This is a genomic window from Veillonella sp. 20925_1_51 (assembly GCF_041431445.1).
In the GTDB taxonomy this organism is placed as follows: Bacteria; Bacillota; Negativicutes; order Veillonellales; family Veillonellaceae; genus Veillonella; species Veillonella nakazawae.
In genome coordinates this window covers 415089-432925 of record NZ_JAPVXT010000001.1, presented here as the reverse complement: position 1 = coordinate 432925, position 17837 = coordinate 415089, and the positions used below count along the sequence as shown (strand labels likewise).

Genomic DNA, 17837 nt, shown 5'->3' with positions numbered 1-17837 from the left:
CATGAGTTCCATGAAAGTTCGTTTTGCTCCAAGCCCTACGGGTCCATTCCACATTGGTGGTGCTCGTTCTGCTTTGTTTAACTGGTTGTTAGCACGTAAAGAAAAAGGCACATTTGTATTGCGTATTGAAGATACAGATCTGGCTCGCTCTACTCGTGAAAGTGAAGAAAATATCAAAGCTTCCTTGCAATGGCTTGGCATGAACTGGGATGAAGGCATTGATGTAGGTGGCGATAATGGTCCTTACCGTCAAACAGAACGTCTTGACTTATATAAAGAAGTAACACAACGTTTGTTGGATGAAGGCAAAGCGTATGAGTGCTATTGCACACCTGAAGAATTAGATGCTGTTCGCCAAGAACAAATGGATCGTGGTGAAACACCTAAATATAATGGCCATTGCCAACATTTAGATGAAGAAACAAAGGCTAAATATATTGCAGAAGGTCGTAAACCAACCATTCGCTTGCGCGTTCCCTTGAATAAAACATATGCTTTCGATGATATGGTACGTGGTCATGTATCCTTTGAATCCAATGGTGTAGGTGACTTTGTAATCGTAAAATCTGATGGTATTCCTGTATATAACTTTGCAGTAGTAATGGATGATCATATGATGGGGATTACTCACGTTATTCGTGCAGAAGAACATTTATCTAATACTCCACGTCAAATGGCTATTTATGAAGCACTAGGCTGGGAAGTGCCAAAATTTGGTCACATTTCCTTGATTCTTGGCAAAGATTACAAAAAAATGTCCAAACGCCATGGTGCTACATCTGTTGAACAATACAAACAATTGGGCTATTTACCAGAAGCACTAGTAAACTTCTTGGCTCTTCTTGGTTGGGCTCCAGAAGGGGAAGAAGAGTTCTTCACACAAGATGAATTGATTCAAGCTTTCTCCATGGATCGCGTAGCGAAGAACCCAGCAGTATTTGATATTGATAAATTAAACCATATCAACTTCCACTATATGAAAAATTTGAGCGACGAAGATTTATTCCATCTTTGTTTGCCACATTTGAAAGAAGTTGGCTTGGCTCCAGATAGCTTAAATCAAGCGGATATTGATTGGTTGACATTATTATGCTCTACATTCCGCGACCATATTAGCTATGGGGCGCAAATTAAAGATCATGTAGGCATGTTTATGGGTGAAACTGTATTCCTTGAAGAAGGTCACGAAGAGGAATTGCGTGCTGTATTGAATGAAGAAACAGCACCAACAGTTCTAGGTGCATTCCGCAGTGCATTGGCTGAACTTGATGAAATTACGCCTGATGTTGTAAAAGCAACTATTAAAGCAGTTATGAAAGAAACTGCTTTGAAAGGTAAATTCGTATTCATGCCAATTCGCGTAGCTTTAACTGGTCAAATGCATGGTCCAGATTTGAATAATATTGTTACATTGCTTGGTAAAGAAAAATGCTTGCATCGCTTAGACAATATTAGCGCTTTAACAAAATAGTAATACAATCTAAGAAAAAAGCTCTCATAGCTATTGTTATGAGAGCTTTTTATGTATATTGAGATTATCCTATAGAAATGCTATAATAATCGGCGTCTTTTATTTTTATTTATTATGAAAGTGAGTGCATTTATGAGTATTATTCGTTCTCTTAACCACTTATTCAATAGCTATCTTTCCTGGGTCGTGCTATTGATGGCAGTGTTAGCGTATGTATTACCAACTGTATTTTCTTGGATGACGCCGTACATTGCGTACATGCTTCAATTTGTAATGTTTGCCATGGGTTTAACATTAACAGCTCAAGTGTTCCTTGATGTATTTAAGCAACCGATGAAAGTTATCCTTGTATCTGTAATTCAATTCTTGTGGATGCCATTAGCAGGTTTCTTGGTAGCCCTTATTTTCAATTTCCCTCCAGAAATTGGTATCGGATTCATCTTGTTAGGTGCATGTCCTGGTGGTACTGCCTCTAATGTAATGACATTCCTTGCGAATGGTAATGTTCCGTTATCTGTATCTGCAACGACTGTTTCTACATTATTGGCTCCAATTTTGACACCTTTATTCGTTGTATTGTATGCAGGTGCTACATCTTCCATTGAAATCCAATTTATGCCGATGTTTATTTCTATCGTAAAAATCGTATTGGTACCGATCATCTTGGGTATCGTATTGAATTACTTCATCGGCTCTAAGATCGAACCTGTTAAATCTGTATGTCCTACAATTGCGGCTATTGCAGTATTATTAATCTTGGCTGCTGTTACTGCAGTGAACCAAAAACAAATTGCTGAAACTGGTTTCATCATCTTCGTAGCTTGCTTAGTACAAAATGTGAGTGGTTATGTAGTAACGTACTTTATATGTAAGGCTCTTAGTATTGATGTTTCCTCTCGTCGTGCAATGCAAATTGAAGTGGCAATGCAAAACTCTGCATTATCCGTATCTTTAGCGCTTAAACATTTTACTCCTCAAGCGGCAGTAGCAGGTGCAGTATTCTCTATCATTCATAACTTTACAGGCTCTATCTTCGCAGGTATTTGCCGTAAACATGACGATCAAGAGAAGTTGGAAAATGCTTAATAGTTAATTCATCATCCTCATCTTTCAAATTTATATCCGAAATATGCATGTTTAATACATTGTTTGGCTATGTTGAAAGATGAGGGTTTTCTTGTTTTCATTGACATTCTATAGGATAATTGATATAATATTTCTATATCTGAATATAGATTTAATAGTAAAAGCTGAGACTGAAAGAAGTACTCTACAACTAACTTTTTAGCGAGAACCGATGGTGGGAGGGTTCAAGTATAGGTAGACGAAATGCATTCACGAGCTGACATTCCGATTATAGGTAGGTTTGTCCGGTGACGCGCCGTTATGCGATGAGTGGGTGCCACTGCTGGTACCTAACAGAGTGGAACCGCGGACCATCGTCTCTGTATGAGATGAGGGGTCTTTTTTATTTTACGAAAATGGAGGCATCGGTAACGATGAGAGAAATTACAGTTTATAATACTATGACGCGCCAAAAAGAGGTGTTCAATCCTGTAACACCAGGTGAGGCAAAGATGTACGTATGTGGTGTTACACCATATAACCATCCTCACATTGGCAATGCACGTCCATTCGTAACTTGGGACGTAATTCGTCGCTATATGAAACATGTAGGCTATAAAGTAACATATGTACAAAACTTTACTGATGTAGATGACAAAATCATCAATACATCCAATGGTGAAGGCGTATCTTGGGATACTATTGCAAACCGTTATATCGACAGCTATTTCGAAGTAATGGATGCCCTTGGTGTACAACGTGCTGATATTTATCCACGTGTTTCTACACATATCGAAGATATTATTGCTATGATCTCTACATTGATTGAAAAAGGCTATGCTTATGAACTCGATGGCGATGTATATTATAGCGTTGATAAATTTGAACATTATGGTGAGTTATCTGGCCGTACATTAGATGATATGGAAGCGGGTGCTCGTATCGAAGTTGATGGCCGTAAGAAAAATCCTATGGACTTTGCGTTATGGAAAGCTGCAAAACCAGGTGAACCATATTGGGAAAGCCCTTGGGGGAATGGCCGTCCAGGTTGGCACATTGAATGTTCTGCTATGAGCCAAAAATATTTAGGTACAGAATTTGACTTCCATGGTGGTGGTAGTGATTTGATCTTCCCTCATCATGAAAACGAAATTGCCCAATCTGAAGGTTGTTCTGGTCAACATCCATCTGTACGCTATTGGTTACACAATGGTTTCATTACCATTAATTCTGAAAAAATGTCTAAATCCTTGAATAACTTCTTCTTGGTAAAAGATATTTTGGAACAATATAGCCCAGACGCATTGCGCTACTTCTTGTTGAGCACTCATTATCGTAGTCCATTAGATTTCTCTGATGAACGTTTAGAGGAAGCAAATAAATCCTTAGAACGTTTAAGCACTGCTATTGAAAATCTATTGTACCTTGAAAAATGTGAACCAGGTCCATGTGATGAAGCGCAACACTTATTAGAAAAAGCTAAAGAGTATGAAGAAGAATTCGAAGCAGCTATGAGCGATGACTTCAATACTGCGTTAGCTACATCTAGCATGTTTGGTCTTGCTAAAGAGATCAACATTTACTATCAAACTGTAACAGGTCGTGAAGGTGTTGTTTGCCAAGAAGCTATTGCTGAAGTAAAACGTATCTTCAAGTTCATGACAGAAGTAATTGGTATTCTTGAAAAAGCATGGGAAGGCAACACAGGTGCTAACGCTGCTGAATATGAAGAATTAATGCAAGTAATCTTGTCTGTACGTCAAGCATGTCGCGATCAAAAACAATGGGCATTAGCTGATTGTATCCGCGATCGTTTGGCTGAAATCGGTATTACTATTGAGGATTCCCCTCAAGGTGCACGGTGGAAAAAACGTGAAGTTTAAACAATTTCAATTCTTAAAGAATGAAGCAATAAAAAAGTTGACGGCTCTTGAACAAGAGCCGCTTCGTTTGCGTAAACGAACTATAGAGGAGTGTCTCAGTGCAGATGCAGTTATGCTTGCCTATATTGGCGATGCCGTATACTCCATGTATGTCCGTGAACGAGTGGTACAAATGAATATATCTAAGGTACAAGTGTTGCACACCATTGTTACTGAGTTTATTTGTGCTAAGTCACAAGCGAAGGTATTGCTTGAAATAGAGGATGCTTTCACAGAACAAGAACAAGCTATTGCACGACGAGCTAGAAATAGTAATGTAAATGTGCCAAAAAGTAGTTCTGTTCAAGAGTATCGTAGTAGTACAGCCTTTGAAGCCGTACTTGGATTTCTTTATGAAACGCGTCAAGATGAGCGCTTACAAGATGTTATGAAGCAAGCCTTTTCAATAACTCTACGAGGTATGTAGTATGGATAATTATATTGTAGGTCGCAATGCGGTTAAAGAGGCCCTTAAAAGTGGTCGTTCCATCCAGCGCATTATGGTCAGTGAAGATAAGGTTAAAACAGGTCTAGCTGATATTGTTGGCCTTGCTAAATCTCAAGGCATTGAAGTGCGTCCAACACCTATCAAACAAATGAATAAATATGATTTAGAGGTACCACACCAAGGTGTTATTGCTCTTGTTTCTGCTGTTCAATTTAAGGAACTTGGTGAAGTACTACAAGAGACGAATCATGATGTCCCTTTGCTTATCCTAACAGATGGTGTTGAGGATCCACATAACATGGGCGCAATTATCCGTACTGCGGAATGTGTAGGGGCTACGGCCGTACTCATTCCTAAGCGTCACAATGCTCCTATTAATGCTACTGTAGCTAAAACATCGGCAGGTGCTATTGAACAAATTCCACTTGTACAGGTTGGGAATGTAGCTCAAACTATTAAACAACTTCAAAAACAAGGTTTTTGGGTTATGGGCGCTCATATGGAAGGTGATCGTACCTTATACGAGGCGGATATGACAATTCCTACAGTTATCGTCATTGGTAACGAAGGAAAGGGCATTAGCCGCGTTGTCAAAGAGGCATGTGATTTCCTCGTTACCATTCCTATGTATGGAAATTTAAATTCTTTGAATGCATCTGTGGCGGCTGCAGTTCTTATGTATGAGGCTGTGCGTCAACGACAAGAGAAGTAACTATGCTAAAAGATATTTTAATTGTAGATGGATATAATGTGATATTCGCCTGGACTCATCTAAAGAAATTGGCTCATGAATCATTAGAACATGCACGTATGGAGCTTCGAGATAGATTGTTGAATTACGGAAAATTCAAGGGCTATGAAGTTATCCTTGTATTTGATGGTAAATATACAAAATCTGGTGGCTCTGTTGAGGCTATTACGAGTGGATTTCTAGAAGTGTATACTGAGGATGGGGAAACGGCGGATTCCTTTATTGAACGAGAAGTATTTTTGCGGAAAGGCAAATACACGAATGTATATGTTGTGACCTCTGATGGAGCTGAACAAAATCAAATTCTTGGATCTGGGGGCTTACGTATTCCAGCTCGAGAATTGCAAAATATGATTCGCATAGCTAAGGAAGAGGAACGATTACAATACGCTCATGAACATAGACGAGATCAATTTAGCTTGCGACGTAATGAAGTAGGAGGGTTATTATCTCCTGAAGTAGCTGAAAAGCTAGAGAAATTACGGCGTGGCCATTGATAGTTGAAAATCACATATAGTTCCAGTATAATGAATATATTGGTTTTTCTGCTCAATTGTAAGGAGGAGCATATGAACACAATTCATACACGCAAGCCCGATTACAATTTCAAAGAAATGACCGATGAGCAAGTTGTGGTCATAGCTCAAGAAGAGCAAAATGAGTTTGCAATCGATTATATTGTTAATAAATATAAAAACTTTGTTCGTGCAAAGGCGCGTTCTTACTTTTTAGTAGGCGCAGATCGTGAAGATATCATTCAAGAAGGGATGATTGGTCTTTATAAGGCTACGCGAGATTTTAAACATGATAAATTAGCGTCCTTTAGAGCTTTTGCGGAGCTTTGTATAACTAGACAGATTATTACGGCTATTAAGTCGGCTACTAGACAAAAACACGCACCTTTAAATTCTTATGTATCTTTAAATAAACCAGTATATACAGAGGAATCGGAGCGTACGTTGATCGAGATGCTATCTTCAGCAAAGGTTACCAATCCTGAGGATCTTATTATCAGCCAAGAGGAATTGGATGATATTGAGCGCAATATTGGTCATATTTTAAGTGAACTCGAGTGGGAGGTCTTGGAAGGATACCTAGATGGACGTTCTTACCAAGAAATGGCTGAGGTCACAGATCGCAGTGTCAAATCTATAGACAATGCGTTACAAAGGGTTAAACGTAAATTAGAGAAGTATTTAGAAAATCGGGTTTTGGATTCTCCCAGAGCCACACAGGAAGGATGACAGTCGTGACAAATTTTTTAATGATTGTAGAAGTTATCGTATCTATCTTATTAATCGTAGTAGTTGTTGCACAGAATAGCAAAAACGCAGGCATGGGCGGTGCTGTATCTGGTGCGGCAGACTCTTCTTTTGGTGGTAAGCAACGTGGTTTAGACGCTTTCTTATCTAAATGTACGATTATATTGGGGATTATCTTTGCTGTGTTGAGCTTGGTGTTAGGGGCAATGATTAATCAATTCTAATGATGTAAGCCTGCTTTGCAGGCTTTTTCTTTTTACCATATGAGGAGGTGAAAATTTGAAGAAGAAAGTATTAGACTTTTATAAAGCTATACAACCACATGCATATCATATTGAAGATGCTGCCATGGATAATCACATTCGAGGCGGTAAGGACCTTGAGATGTTTATTCGTTCCGCAAAAATGCTTGCTCGAGAAGGGATATTAACATCTTCTCGACCTGATGTATATCAATATGCAGAACAACAACATGAAGAATATGAAGGTATTTATAAGGGCTATCGCAAGTCTTTTGGCTTTGTGATTATGCCTGATGATGAAGATATATATGTAGCAGAACAAAATAAAGGTACTGCTATGCATAATGACAAGGTTCGTGTTCGCGTCGTACCTTCTAATTATACAAAGCATAAACGAGAAGGCATTATCGTTGATATTGTTGAAAGAGCTAATGAAACAGTAGTGGGTACCTATGACCGACAACAACACTTTGGCTTTGTTATCCCTGATGATGAGCGTATAGGGACAGATATCTTTGTAGATTTAAAAAATACATTAGATGCTCGTAGTGGCGCAAAGGTACTAGTCAAAATTACAAAATGGCCGGAAGGTGATAAAAAGCCAGAAGGTGTTATTACTGAAATTCTTGGTTATAAGGGCGATGTAGGTCTTGATATTAACTGTATCATGGCTAATCATAAGATTCCATTTAATTTCCCCGATGATGTTATCAAAGCGAGCAAGAAAATTGATACCCTTATTCATGAAGACCCTGCCCGTTGGGATCTTCGTGACTTACAAATGGTCACTATCGATGGAGAAGATGCAAAAGATTTAGATGATGCTGTGAGTGGCCGAAAATTACCAAATGGTAATTATGAGTTAGGTGTACATATTGCAGATGTGAGTCATTATGTAGTATCCGGACAGGCCATTGATAATGAGGCCTATAAACGCGGTACATCTGTGTATTTAGTAGATCGTGTAGTACCGATGTTACCTGAGGTCCTATCTAACGGTATTTGTAGTTTAAATGCTCATGAAGACCGTTATGCTATGACGTGTATGATGGAAATAGATAAAGATGGTAAGGTTGTAAATTATCGTATTCGTCCATCTATTATCCATGTAGGACGTCGTTGTAGCTATAAAGAGGTCTATAAAGCATTAGAGGAAAATATTATTCCTCATGACTTACAAGACTTTATGCCTATGCTGCATGATTTGGCAGAAATCTCTAAGATTTTGAATCGAATGCGTCGTCGTAGAGGTGCTTTAGATTTTGATTTCCCTGAATATAAAGTATTACTCGATCATGATGGTACACCATTACGTATTGTAAAACGAGATCGTACCATGGCGGAACGACTTATCGAAGAATGTATGCTCATTGCCAATGAAACAGTGGCTACACACTTAAAGAATACGCATCGTACATCGGTATATCGTATTCACGAGAACCCAAGTGAAGAAAAGTTAGATTTATTCCAAAAGGTATTAAATTACTTGGGGCAAAATCTCGTCCTTAGTACTGATGGTGTAACACCAAGAGATTTTCAAAAAATCTTAGATGTAGTAAAGGGTCAAGATATTGAGCAAGTAGCTCAAATTATGACCTTGCGTTCTATGCAACAAGCTAAATATAGTATTAACAATGTAGGACACTTTGGATTAGCATCTACATGTTATACGCATTTTACATCTCCTATTAGACGATATCCAGACTTAATGGTTCATCGCCTTTTAAAAGCGGATATGCATTGGAAAAATGGTTATTCTAAACGGGATGTAGACGAAGCGTTCTTAGCTGGAGCTGTTGAACATTCTTCTATACAGGAGCAAGTAGCTACTGAGGCTGAACGAGATACAGTAGATCTTAAAAAGACTCAATACATGGTTCCATTTGTAGGGGAAGTCTTTGAAGGAACTATTTCTAGCATTACATCCTTTGGGATGTTTGTAGAATTAGAAAACGGTATCGATGGCCTTGTGCATATGAGCATGATGAATGATGATTACTATTTCTTTGATGAAGAACATTTTGTACTTGTAGGCAAAAGAACAGGTAAAACCTATCACTTAGGTGAAAAGGTAACTGTTACATTAGTAAAAGCCGATGTAGAAAAGAAACAGATCGACTTTGTACTTGGTGAAGTCAATAACCTAATGGCTATACAAGAACAATTGCAAAATGGCTCTGACTATGCAAGTAGTCGAGATGGCTATGGTAGTCGAAAAGGTCGTAAATCTTTAGGAAAATCCAGTAAAAAATCTTCACGACGCGATAGTAATAAATCTAGTCATTCTAAGTACGATGCTTTCAGTAAAAAAACTAGTAAAGGCAAATCAAGTCGTAAGAAGTCTAATAAAACGACTAAGCGCAGTCAATCTAAGAAATCTAAAAGTAAACGTAAACGATAGAGGTACATATGGCAAAACAATCTAGTCCATCTCTTATTGCTGATAATCGTAAGGCCCGTCATGATTTTAATATTCATGAAACCTATGAAGCTGGTATTGCGTTGACAGGTACAGAAATTAAATCCATACGTCAAGGCAAATTGAACTTAAAGGATAGCTTTTGTCGGATTGATAAAGGCGAGCTTTTGTTGTATGGTGTTCATATCAGCCCATACGAACAGGGCAATCGTTTTAATCATGAACCTGAACGGACCCGTAAATTGTTGATGCATAAATCTGAAATCAATAAATTACATGCACAGGTTAAGGAGAAAGGATTCTCTTTAGTGCCGCTTAACTTCCATTTTAGCCATGGTTATGTAAAGGTAACTGTGGGTCTTGTAACTGGTAAAAAGTTATACGATAAGCGTCAAGATATGGCGGAACGCGATGCTAAGCGAGATATTGCAAAGCGTCTCAAAGAGCAACAAAAATATTAAGGTAAAAAGATCGAGTCATAATGGCTCGATTTTTTTGTGATATTTGTTAACTTATCTTGTGTTTTTAGTTGATAAATATGCATATTGAAATTATAATGTAAACAAAGAGTTGTGATTGTGGTTGACATTTTCTAAGTAGAGGAGAAACATCATGAATCAGAATATTCGGTACATTACAGAGGTTGCTATTTTAACGGCTATGATTACGGTATTAGGTGCTATTAAAATACCTAATGTCATTCCAGGTATAGAGTTTCAACTGTCGGCTCCATTGGCGGTAGCCATATGTGCCGTATTCGGATTTAAAAAATATATTATTAGTGGTTGTCTATCTAGTTTAATCGGTTTAGCGCTAGGTACCCAAACTATTTTGAATGTTATGATTGCTATGCAATTTAGACTTATCGTAGGGCTAATTCTTTGGATATGCCACAATCATATGATAGGTATTATGATTTCTGGCCCGATTGCATCTGCATTAGCGCGATTGACCTTGTCTGTATATATCGGTAAGGCTGCATTACCTATGGTTGCATTAGCAGTGCCTGGCATGATTTTTACTGTTATTATGGCACCAGTATTTGTGAAAGTATTCCGTAAAATTCACAGCCAAGTACCTCAAAATGATCTTGTTAAAGGGAAGGTGTCATAATGGCTGAATTATATAGTGTACGCATGCGTGCTGCTCAAGGTGGTCCCCATGAAAAAGGGGGCCACCATATTTCTGGTGCAGAGCGGATTGTGAAGTTAGAAGAAGTAGGGACTATAGCTCAATCCTTAGCTGATCGCGCACTGCATCACAGTAAAGGAACAGCTGATTTTATCAATATTACTGTAGATTTAATCTCACCGGAGAAGATTAGATATATTGACTGTCTAAAGGTAGAGGAACATAAAACTGGTAGCATTCCTGAATCCCATCAATTGGCGACTGAGATTTTACAAGGTCCTCATATTAGTGAGGCAGCTGTTCTTAAAGCTATATCTTTGTTAAAAAGTTTAGATAAATCTATGCGCGGCGCTATGTTAGTGGATGCCATTACTGGCGAGCGCTTAGATACAGGTGACCGCGGAGTACGTGTTAGTCATATGGACTCCTTTGACTCTCATGCATTAGGTGATAATGAACATATGAGAGAGGCCTTAGTATTAGCTTCAAAGGTTCAATCAGCAGATGGTATTGTGGGCGAATTATGTTGGTCTGATGATCCAGACTATACAGTAGGTTATGTTGCTTGTAATGGTGTATACCATCGCCTTCCTAATATGAAAGAATTTGGATCAGATATAGGGGGCCGCGTTTTCTTTGTACGGTCTGATATAGATAGTGGAAGTGTAATTGAGTATTTGGAGCGTACTCCAGTACTTGTTCAACGGAGATAGAATGTACAAATTTTTTAAAGAACAATTAGATTCTAAGATAGAGAACCATAATTTACGAACCTTAAGAGAATACTGTCCTCTAGATGCAGTGCGAGTAAAACGAGATGATAAAGAATATTTAATGATGGCTTCAAATAATTATTTGGGCTTAACTTTTGATACTCGTGTCATAGAAGGGGCCCTGAAAGGAGCTCAACAATATGGAACAGGATCTGGTGGATCGCGCCTTGTATCTGGTACATTTCCATTATTTACAGAGCTCGAAAGGTCATTAGCTAAATTTAAGAATACTGAAAAAGCCCTTGTATTTAATACCGGTTATATGGCCAATGTAGGAACTATTTCTGCCGTAGCTGATAAGAATACTATTATTTTTAGTGATGCTCTTAATCATGCTAGTATTATTGATGGTTGTAGATTAAGTCGAGGTACTGTAAAAACATATAGCCACTGTGATATAGACGAGTTAAAATATCTGTTAAAACAGGTAGATCGAAACACTCGAAAGCTTATAGTTACAGATGGCGTATTTAGTATGGATGGGGATATTGCACCACTAGATAAACTGTATGAATTAAGCCGTGATTACAATGCATTGCTCATGGTTGACGATGCCCATGCAACGGGAACTATTGGTAATGGTCATGGTACAGCGGCCTATTTTGGACTTGAAAAAGAAGTAGACATACAACTTGGTACATTGAGTAAATCTCTAGGCTCTGTTGGTGGTTATGTAGCTGCAAATAGTACTATCATAGATTATCTCGTTAATACGAGCCGCAGTTTTATATTCTCTACCGCATTATCTCCTGCTGATATAGGGGCGGCCTTAGCTGCATTACAGGTTCTTGAGACAGATGCATCTGTTTTAGCGCGTTTACATGAAAATGTAAACTATATGGCAGATCAATTGATTTCTATGGGAATTGATGCTACTAATGAAACGCCAATTTTCCCAATACTAATAGGGCGTAATGAAGATACACTTGCCGTATCTGATTATCTATATGAGGATGGCATTATAGGCACCGCTATTCGTCCGCCTACAGTACCTATTGGTGAAAGCAGAATTAGACTAACGGTGACTGCTGCGCATAATAAAGAACAAATAGATTATGTGTGCCAATCACTGCAAAATGCTATGAAACAGTTATAATCATGATAATAGATAATATATCCTCTGAAGACAGGGATAAAAGAATCCTTGGATTGGTAAAATTGTCAAATTTAGATAAGTTGAGAAGGTTAAGAGTAGTGAATATACCGAATTGGTGAAGGTTTCATATAATTGACAGTAATACTAAATAGGCTTATAATTATGAGACCGACACACGGGGATGTAAAGGTTTCGACAGGGGTGCGTGTGGTATAGATAGCGAGTCGGCGTTCCATGAGGCCGTTAAACGGTGGGAAAACATTTAAACGCAGAAGAAAATTTTGCATTAGCTGCATAAGCTACGTCCCTCATACTTGTGCCTACCAAGTGTGAATGGACGTCAAACCGTAGGCTGGCTTAATTCAGTTGTTCATATGAATTAGGCGAGACAACATGAACTGGGGTTGTGTAGCTTGTCTGTGAGCGGTAGCAACCTGAGATCTAAATCATAGACTGTGCTCGGAGAAGTCTATATGGCAACACTTCTGGACAGGGGTTCGACTCCCCTCATCTCCACCATATTGAATATATATGCTAGTAGTATAGAATGCTAAATAATGGTTCTATGCTTCTAGCATTTTTTTGTACACAAAAAAATATAAAAGTCAATAATTTTTATCGCTTTGATTGTGCACAATGAATATGAATTTAATCAGATTTTATCATTTAATCAGATTTTATCTATGTTTTATAAAGGTAGTAGGGTATCGAAAAAATTGACTTTGCCTATAGAATCCTGTAAAATATATATAGATATTTATGTAATTATGACACATAGATGATTAGTTTCGTGTAAAGGAGTACAGATAATGAAGTTCCGTTATTCCCGTATGTTAGCGGCTCTCGTTGTATCCGCTGTAATGGTTGCTGGATGTGGCAGCAATCAACAGCAAGCAGGCGACGTGAGTGTCAATGCATACAAAATTACTGCAAGTGATGCACAGGTAAATCAAACCTATGCTGGTACTGTAGTTGCAGAAAACTCTGTAGCTGTACATGCTCGTGTAACTGGTTACGTTGTTGAAAAATATGTTAAAGGTGGCGCGCAAGTTGTAGCTGGTCAACCATTATATCGTATCGATTCTCGTCAGTACGAAGCTAGTCTTGCTAATGCAGAAGCGCAAGCTGCTCAAGCTAATGCGACTTACAAAAATGCTGAAGTAGATCTTAATCGTTATGAAACATTGGCGCAACAAGACGCGATTGCGCAACAACGTGTAGATACACAACGCAGTACTACAGAACAAGCTAAGGCAGCATATGAAGCATATCAAGCATCTGTAAAAATTGCTCAAGATAACTTGGGTGACACAATAGTATATGCACCATATTCCGGTACATTACGTATGGACGATATTGATATGGGCGCATTTGTACAAGCTGGTTCTACAACTTTAGTTACAATTGACTCCATTGATCCTATTTTTGTTGAATTTAGCATGACTGAAGAAGAATATCTTGACTTCATGAAAAATCCAACTGGCGATGATTCTAATGGTCCAAATATTCAGTTAAAACTCGCTGATGGTGATACTTATAACCAATTTGGTACTATTGTTCAAGCAGCAAAAAGTCTTGACCAATCTACTGGTAAGCTTTTGTTGAAAGCTTCCTTCCCAAATCCTGATCATTTGTTATTGCCAAATATGTTTGCTACAGTGATTTCTCCTGGTCAAAAACTCAAAGATGCTATTCTTGTTCCTAGTCGTGCCATTCTTCAAATCATGGATAAAAACTTTATCTATGTTGTAAATGCTGATGGTGTAGTAGAACAAAAAAGTGTTGAAGTTGGCGGTACAAGTGGTAGCGATACAATTATTAAAGCCGGTTTAGCACCTGGAGACACAATCATCGTTGATGGCTTAACTAAGGTTAAAAACGGTGTGAAGGTTAATGCTAAATTGCTTTCAAAAGAACAATTAAAAGCTACAAAATAGAAGGGGGCTAGATCGTGTCGAAATTCTTTATTAATCGACCTATCTTTGCCATTGTAATAGCCATTGTTATTACCTTGGTAGGTCTCATTTCTATGATGAACCTTCCGATAGCTCGATATCCACAAATTTCTCCACCTACAGTTCGTGTAAACACTGCCTATACAGGTGCAACGGCTCAAGTTGTTAATGATACGGTAGCCAGTGTTATTGAAACACAAATCGTAGGCGTACAAGATATGGACTATATGACATCTAGTAGCTCTAGTAATGGTAGTTACTCTTTGACTGTTCAGTTCAATCAAGGCACAGATGCGGATATGGATACGGTTAATACACAAAACCGTGTACAAGCAGCACTTGCTCAATTGCCTGCAGAGGTACAAGCAGTTGGTGTTACAACTACTAAATCTTCTGGTGATATGGCTATGGTATTCTCCTTGAACTCACCTGATGGTACTTATGATTCTACATTCTTAAAGAACTATGCTACCAACTATATGATGGATGCTATTAAAGCCATTAAGGGTGTCGGTTCTGTACAAGAGTTCGGTTCTGATTATGCTATGCGCATTTGGTTGGATCCAGCGAAGATGCAAAATCTTGGTGTTACCATTTCTGAAGTAACAGCAGCTATTAAGGGACAAAACTTACAGGCTGCGGCAGGTACAGTTGGTCAAAATCCTACTAATGGGGAACAAGCATTTCAATATCCTATCAAAATTGAAGGTCGTCTTGTGACACCTGAACAATTTGGTAACATTGCTATTAAAAGCTCTAATGGTAAGGTATTGCATCTAAAAGATGTTGCTCGTATTCAAATTGGTGCTAAAGGATATGACTTTATTGCTAAGTCCGCGCATAAAGAGGTAGCAGGTTTTGCTATTTCCTTACAAAATGATGCGAATGCATTAGAAACTATTGCGAATGTTAAGAAGGTACTAGATGAACAATCTAAATCTTTCCCACCAGATATGCAATATAACGTGGTTGTAGATAATACTAAATTCGTAAGTGCTTCCATTAATGAGGTAGAGCATACATTTGTAGAAGCATTGTTACTCGTTCTTATCGTAGTATATGTGTTCCTACAATCTTGGAGATCTACGATCATTCCTATGATTGCCGTACCAGTATCCTTGCTTGGTACATTTGGGGCTTTCGTATTACTTGATTTCTCTATCAATACGTTAACATTATTCGCCATGGTATTGGCTATCGGCCTCGTTGTTGACGATGCTATCGTTGTAGTAGAAGCGGTAGAGTATGAATTAAAATATAATGGCTTACCTCCAAAAGAGGCGGCTATTAAAGCAATGGAAAATGTACAAGGCCCTGTAATTGGTATCGCCTTTGTATTGGTAGCTGTATTCGTACCAGTTGCCTTCATGGGTGGTATGACAGGTATTCTTTACAAACAGTTTGCATTAACAATCGCTGTATCTGTTGTTATTTCTGCGATTATCGCCCTTGTATTAACACCAGCACTATGTGCTACGATGTTAAAACCTCACACGTCAAAAGAACGCGAAGACTGGGTACATCGTCAGTTAAACAAATTCAATGCAGGCCTAGAACGTTTCAGCAATTGGTATGGTATCCAATTGGCTCGTTTAAGCCATCGTTTGAGCTTAACTGTTATTGCATTATTAATTTTTGCTGGTGGTACAGGTTTAGTATTCCACTTCTTACCAACATCCTTTGTACCTGCAGAGGATAGTGGTTACTACATGATTGCCGTTAATGAGCCACCTGGTGCTACATCTGAACGTACTATGGCAACCCTTGAAAAAATTGCATCTTTCTTAGAAGGGAAGAATGATCCTGAAAAGCCTAAAGATGAGCAATTATTCCAAGAGGTATTTACTGTAGCAGGCTTTGACCTCTTAGGGGGCGGCCAAAAATCTAGTGCAGGTGTAATCTTCGCTACTATGTCCGACTGGAAGTATCGTACAACACAAGCTACATCTATCAACGCCATGGTTGGTCAAACATTTGGCTTTGCTGCACAAGGCGTACCAGAAGCAACAGTTATTGCCATGAATCCACCATCTATTCCAGGTCTTGGTACTACTGGTGGTTTCAGCATGTATATCATCAATAAAGCTGGTGACAGCCCTCAAGTTATGGCGGAACGTGCTAATGAATTCTTAGCAGAAGCTCGTAAGAGTCCAGCAATTCAATCTATTTACACTACCTTTGATACATCTACACCATCCTTACAATTTGATGTGAATCGTGAAAAAGCGGCTCAAGATGGTGTGGCATTAGCTGATATCTTTACTACATTGCAAGGTTTCTATGGTAGTATTCAAGTCAATGACTTCACAACATATGGTAAAAACTATAAAGTAGTAGTTCAAGCTGAAGACGCTTACCGTCAAAATGCAGAACAGCTTAATATGCTGGCTGTTCGTAATAGCAAGGGCCTTATGGTTCCAGTATCTAACTATATTACGAAGGAACAAACTGGTACACCATCTAGTATTACTCGTTTCGATAATGCGATGGCTGTACAAATCGGTGGCTCTCAAGCGAATGGTTATTCCTCTGGTGATGCTATTAATGCATTGAAAGAGGCGGCAGCTAAAACATTACCAGCCGGTTATACATATGACTGGGCAGGTCAATCTCGTGAAGAGTTGAAAGCTGGTTCTCAAACCATCATGATTCTTGGTTTAGGTCTAGTATTTGTATTCTTAATTTTGGCTGCCTTGTATGAATCTTGGAAGGTACCATTTGCCGTATTGTTCTCCGTACCATCTGGTATGATTGGTGCTTCTTTAGTTCCATTCTTGTTGAACTTCACAGGCAGATATTCCTTAGCTAATGATATTTACATGCAGATCGGTCTCTTAACACTTGTTGGTTTGGCTGCAAAAAATGCGATCTTAATCATCGAGTACGCTAAGATCCGTGTTGACGAACGTGGTATGAACGTTGTTGATGCCGCTATTGAAGCTGCAAAAATTCGTTTACGTCCAATTTTGATGACATCCTTTGCGTTCATCCTTGGTGTATTGCCATTGGCAGTATCTACTGGTGCTGGTTCTGGTGCTCGTACATCCATGGGTATTACTGTAGTAGCAGGGATGACCACAGCTACATTGTTTGGTATCTTTATCATTCCAATGCTGTTCATCATCATTGAAACACTTGGACCTGGTTTGTTTACAAACCGCAAAAAAAATCACCACTAATCATTTATATTAGATAATTTTTTAGAATGATAAAAACACGTCACTACTTAGTAGTGGCGTGTTTTTTTATATAATTTATGATATAATAGTATAGTTAAAAATCGGATTGACCTAGGTCAATAT

Annotated in this window: 15 protein-coding genes, 1 other RNA gene and 1 other annotated feature; all 16 genes read left to right on the top strand. The window is 38.5% G+C overall.

Annotation, left to right across the window (positions count from 1 at the left end; all coding sequences use genetic code 11):
- Position 1: 1 nt before the first annotated feature.
- The gene (gene gltX, locus O3607_RS02025) at positions 2-1471 is read left to right on the top strand and encodes a glutamate--tRNA ligase (RefSeq protein ID WP_371443230.1); all 1470 of its coding nucleotides are present in this window, start codon (positions 2-4) and stop codon (positions 1469-1471) included.
- 132 nt (positions 1472-1603) lie between these two features.
- Positions 1604-2557, top strand: coding sequence for a bile acid:sodium symporter family protein (locus O3607_RS02020; RefSeq protein ID WP_004697231.1), 954 nt, complete (start codon positions 1604-1606; stop codon positions 2555-2557).
- A gap of 157 nt (positions 2558-2714) precedes the next feature.
- Positions 2715-2921, top strand: a binding site (T-box leader).
- 49 nt (positions 2922-2970) lie between these two features.
- A complete protein-coding gene (gene cysS, locus O3607_RS02015; protein ID WP_004697420.1) occupies positions 2971-4419 on the top strand; it encodes a cysteine--tRNA ligase in 1449 nt (482 codons plus the stop codon).
- On the top strand, positions 4409-4885 hold the full coding sequence (locus O3607_RS02010) for a Mini-ribonuclease 3 (protein ID WP_004697373.1): 477 nt from the start codon (positions 4409-4411) through the stop codon (positions 4883-4885). Before cysS ends, O3607_RS02010 begins: the two co-directional genes overlap by 11 nt.
- A gap of 1 nt (position 4886) precedes the next feature.
- Positions 4887-5618, top strand: a complete 732-nt coding sequence (gene rlmB, locus O3607_RS02005; protein ID WP_371443229.1) for a 23S rRNA (guanosine(2251)-2'-O)-methyltransferase RlmB — start codon at positions 4887-4889, stop codon at positions 5616-5618.
- Between the two features lie 2 nt (positions 5619-5620).
- Entirely contained in the window at positions 5621-6154 is a 534-nt protein-coding gene (locus O3607_RS02000; RefSeq protein ID WP_004697429.1) for an NYN domain-containing protein, read from the top strand.
- A 72-nt stretch (positions 6155-6226) separates the two neighbouring features.
- Complete coding sequence (gene sigH, locus O3607_RS01995; RefSeq protein WP_287534087.1) at positions 6227-6901, top strand: RNA polymerase sporulation sigma factor SigH; 675 nt, start codon at positions 6227-6229, stop codon at positions 6899-6901.
- Positions 6902-6906: 5 nt separating this feature from the next.
- Positions 6907-7143, top strand: a complete 237-nt coding sequence (gene secG / locus O3607_RS01990) for a preprotein translocase subunit SecG (RefSeq protein ID WP_004695991.1) — start codon at positions 6907-6909, stop codon at positions 7141-7143.
- Positions 7144-7198: 55 nt separating this feature from the next.
- Positions 7199-9562 (top strand): ribonuclease R, encoded by a 2364-nt coding sequence (gene rnr, locus O3607_RS01985; RefSeq protein WP_371443228.1) that lies wholly within the window; start codon positions 7199-7201, stop codon positions 9560-9562.
- An 8-nt stretch (positions 9563-9570) separates the two neighbouring features.
- Positions 9571-10041 (top strand): SsrA-binding protein SmpB, encoded by a 471-nt coding sequence (gene smpB, locus O3607_RS01980; RefSeq protein ID WP_004697155.1) that lies wholly within the window; start codon positions 9571-9573, stop codon positions 10039-10041.
- Positions 10042-10192: 151 nt separating this feature from the next.
- Positions 10193-10693: a hypothetical protein gene (locus O3607_RS01975; RefSeq protein ID WP_316596193.1), complete on the top strand. Its 501-nt coding sequence runs from the start codon at positions 10193-10195 to the stop codon at positions 10691-10693.
- The gene (locus O3607_RS01970) at positions 10693-11424 is read left to right on the top strand and encodes a 6-carboxyhexanoate--CoA ligase (protein WP_371443227.1); all 732 of its coding nucleotides are present in this window, start codon (positions 10693-10695) and stop codon (positions 11422-11424) included. Before O3607_RS01975 ends, O3607_RS01970 begins: the two co-directional genes overlap by 1 nt.
- Position 11425: 1 nt before the next feature.
- A complete protein-coding gene (gene bioF, locus O3607_RS01965; protein WP_004697385.1) occupies positions 11426-12580 on the top strand; it encodes an 8-amino-7-oxononanoate synthase in 1155 nt (384 codons plus the stop codon).
- A gap of 177 nt (positions 12581-12757) precedes the next feature.
- Positions 12758-13099, top strand: a transfer-messenger RNA (tmRNA) gene (gene ssrA, locus O3607_RS01960).
- A gap of 290 nt (positions 13100-13389) precedes the next feature.
- Positions 13390-14517, top strand: coding sequence for an efflux RND transporter periplasmic adaptor subunit (locus tag O3607_RS01955; protein WP_024065996.1), 1128 nt, complete (start codon positions 13390-13392; stop codon positions 14515-14517).
- A gap of 14 nt (positions 14518-14531) precedes the next feature.
- Complete coding sequence (locus O3607_RS01950) at positions 14532-17714, top strand: efflux RND transporter permease subunit (protein ID WP_119208048.1); 3183 nt, start codon at positions 14532-14534, stop codon at positions 17712-17714.
- Positions 17715-17837: the final 123 nt, after the last annotated feature.

What these genes read in the sequence shown, in the direction of transcription:
- O3607_RS02000 (WP_004697429.1), top strand. Translation starts at nt 5,621, where the DNA reads ATGCTAAAAGATATTTTAATTGTAGATGGATATAATGTGATATTCGCC.
- rlmB (WP_371443229.1), top strand. Translation starts at nt 4,887, where the DNA reads ATGGATAATTATATTGTAGGTCGCAATGCGGTTAAAGAGGCCCTTAAA.
- sigH (WP_287534087.1), top strand. Translation starts at nt 6,227, where the DNA reads ATGAACACAATTCATACACGCAAGCCCGATTACAATTTCAAAGAAATG.
- cysS (WP_004697420.1), top strand. Translation starts at nt 2,971, where the DNA reads ATGAGAGAAATTACAGTTTATAATACTATGACGCGCCAAAAAGAGGTG.
- O3607_RS02020 (WP_004697231.1), top strand. Translation starts at nt 1,604, where the DNA reads ATGAGTATTATTCGTTCTCTTAACCACTTATTCAATAGCTATCTTTCC.
- gltX (WP_371443230.1), top strand. Translation starts at nt 2, where the DNA reads ATGAGTTCCATGAAAGTTCGTTTTGCTCCAAGCCCTACGGGTCCATTC.
- O3607_RS01975 (WP_316596193.1), top strand. Translation starts at nt 10,193, where the DNA reads ATGAATCAGAATATTCGGTACATTACAGAGGTTGCTATTTTAACGGCT.
- O3607_RS01970 (WP_371443227.1), top strand. Translation starts at nt 10,693, where the DNA reads ATGGCTGAATTATATAGTGTACGCATGCGTGCTGCTCAAGGTGGTCCC.
- bioF (WP_004697385.1), top strand. Translation starts at nt 11,426, where the DNA reads ATGTACAAATTTTTTAAAGAACAATTAGATTCTAAGATAGAGAACCAT.
- smpB (WP_004697155.1), top strand. Translation starts at nt 9,571, where the DNA reads ATGGCAAAACAATCTAGTCCATCTCTTATTGCTGATAATCGTAAGGCC.
- O3607_RS01955 (WP_024065996.1), top strand. Translation starts at nt 13,390, where the DNA reads ATGAAGTTCCGTTATTCCCGTATGTTAGCGGCTCTCGTTGTATCCGCT.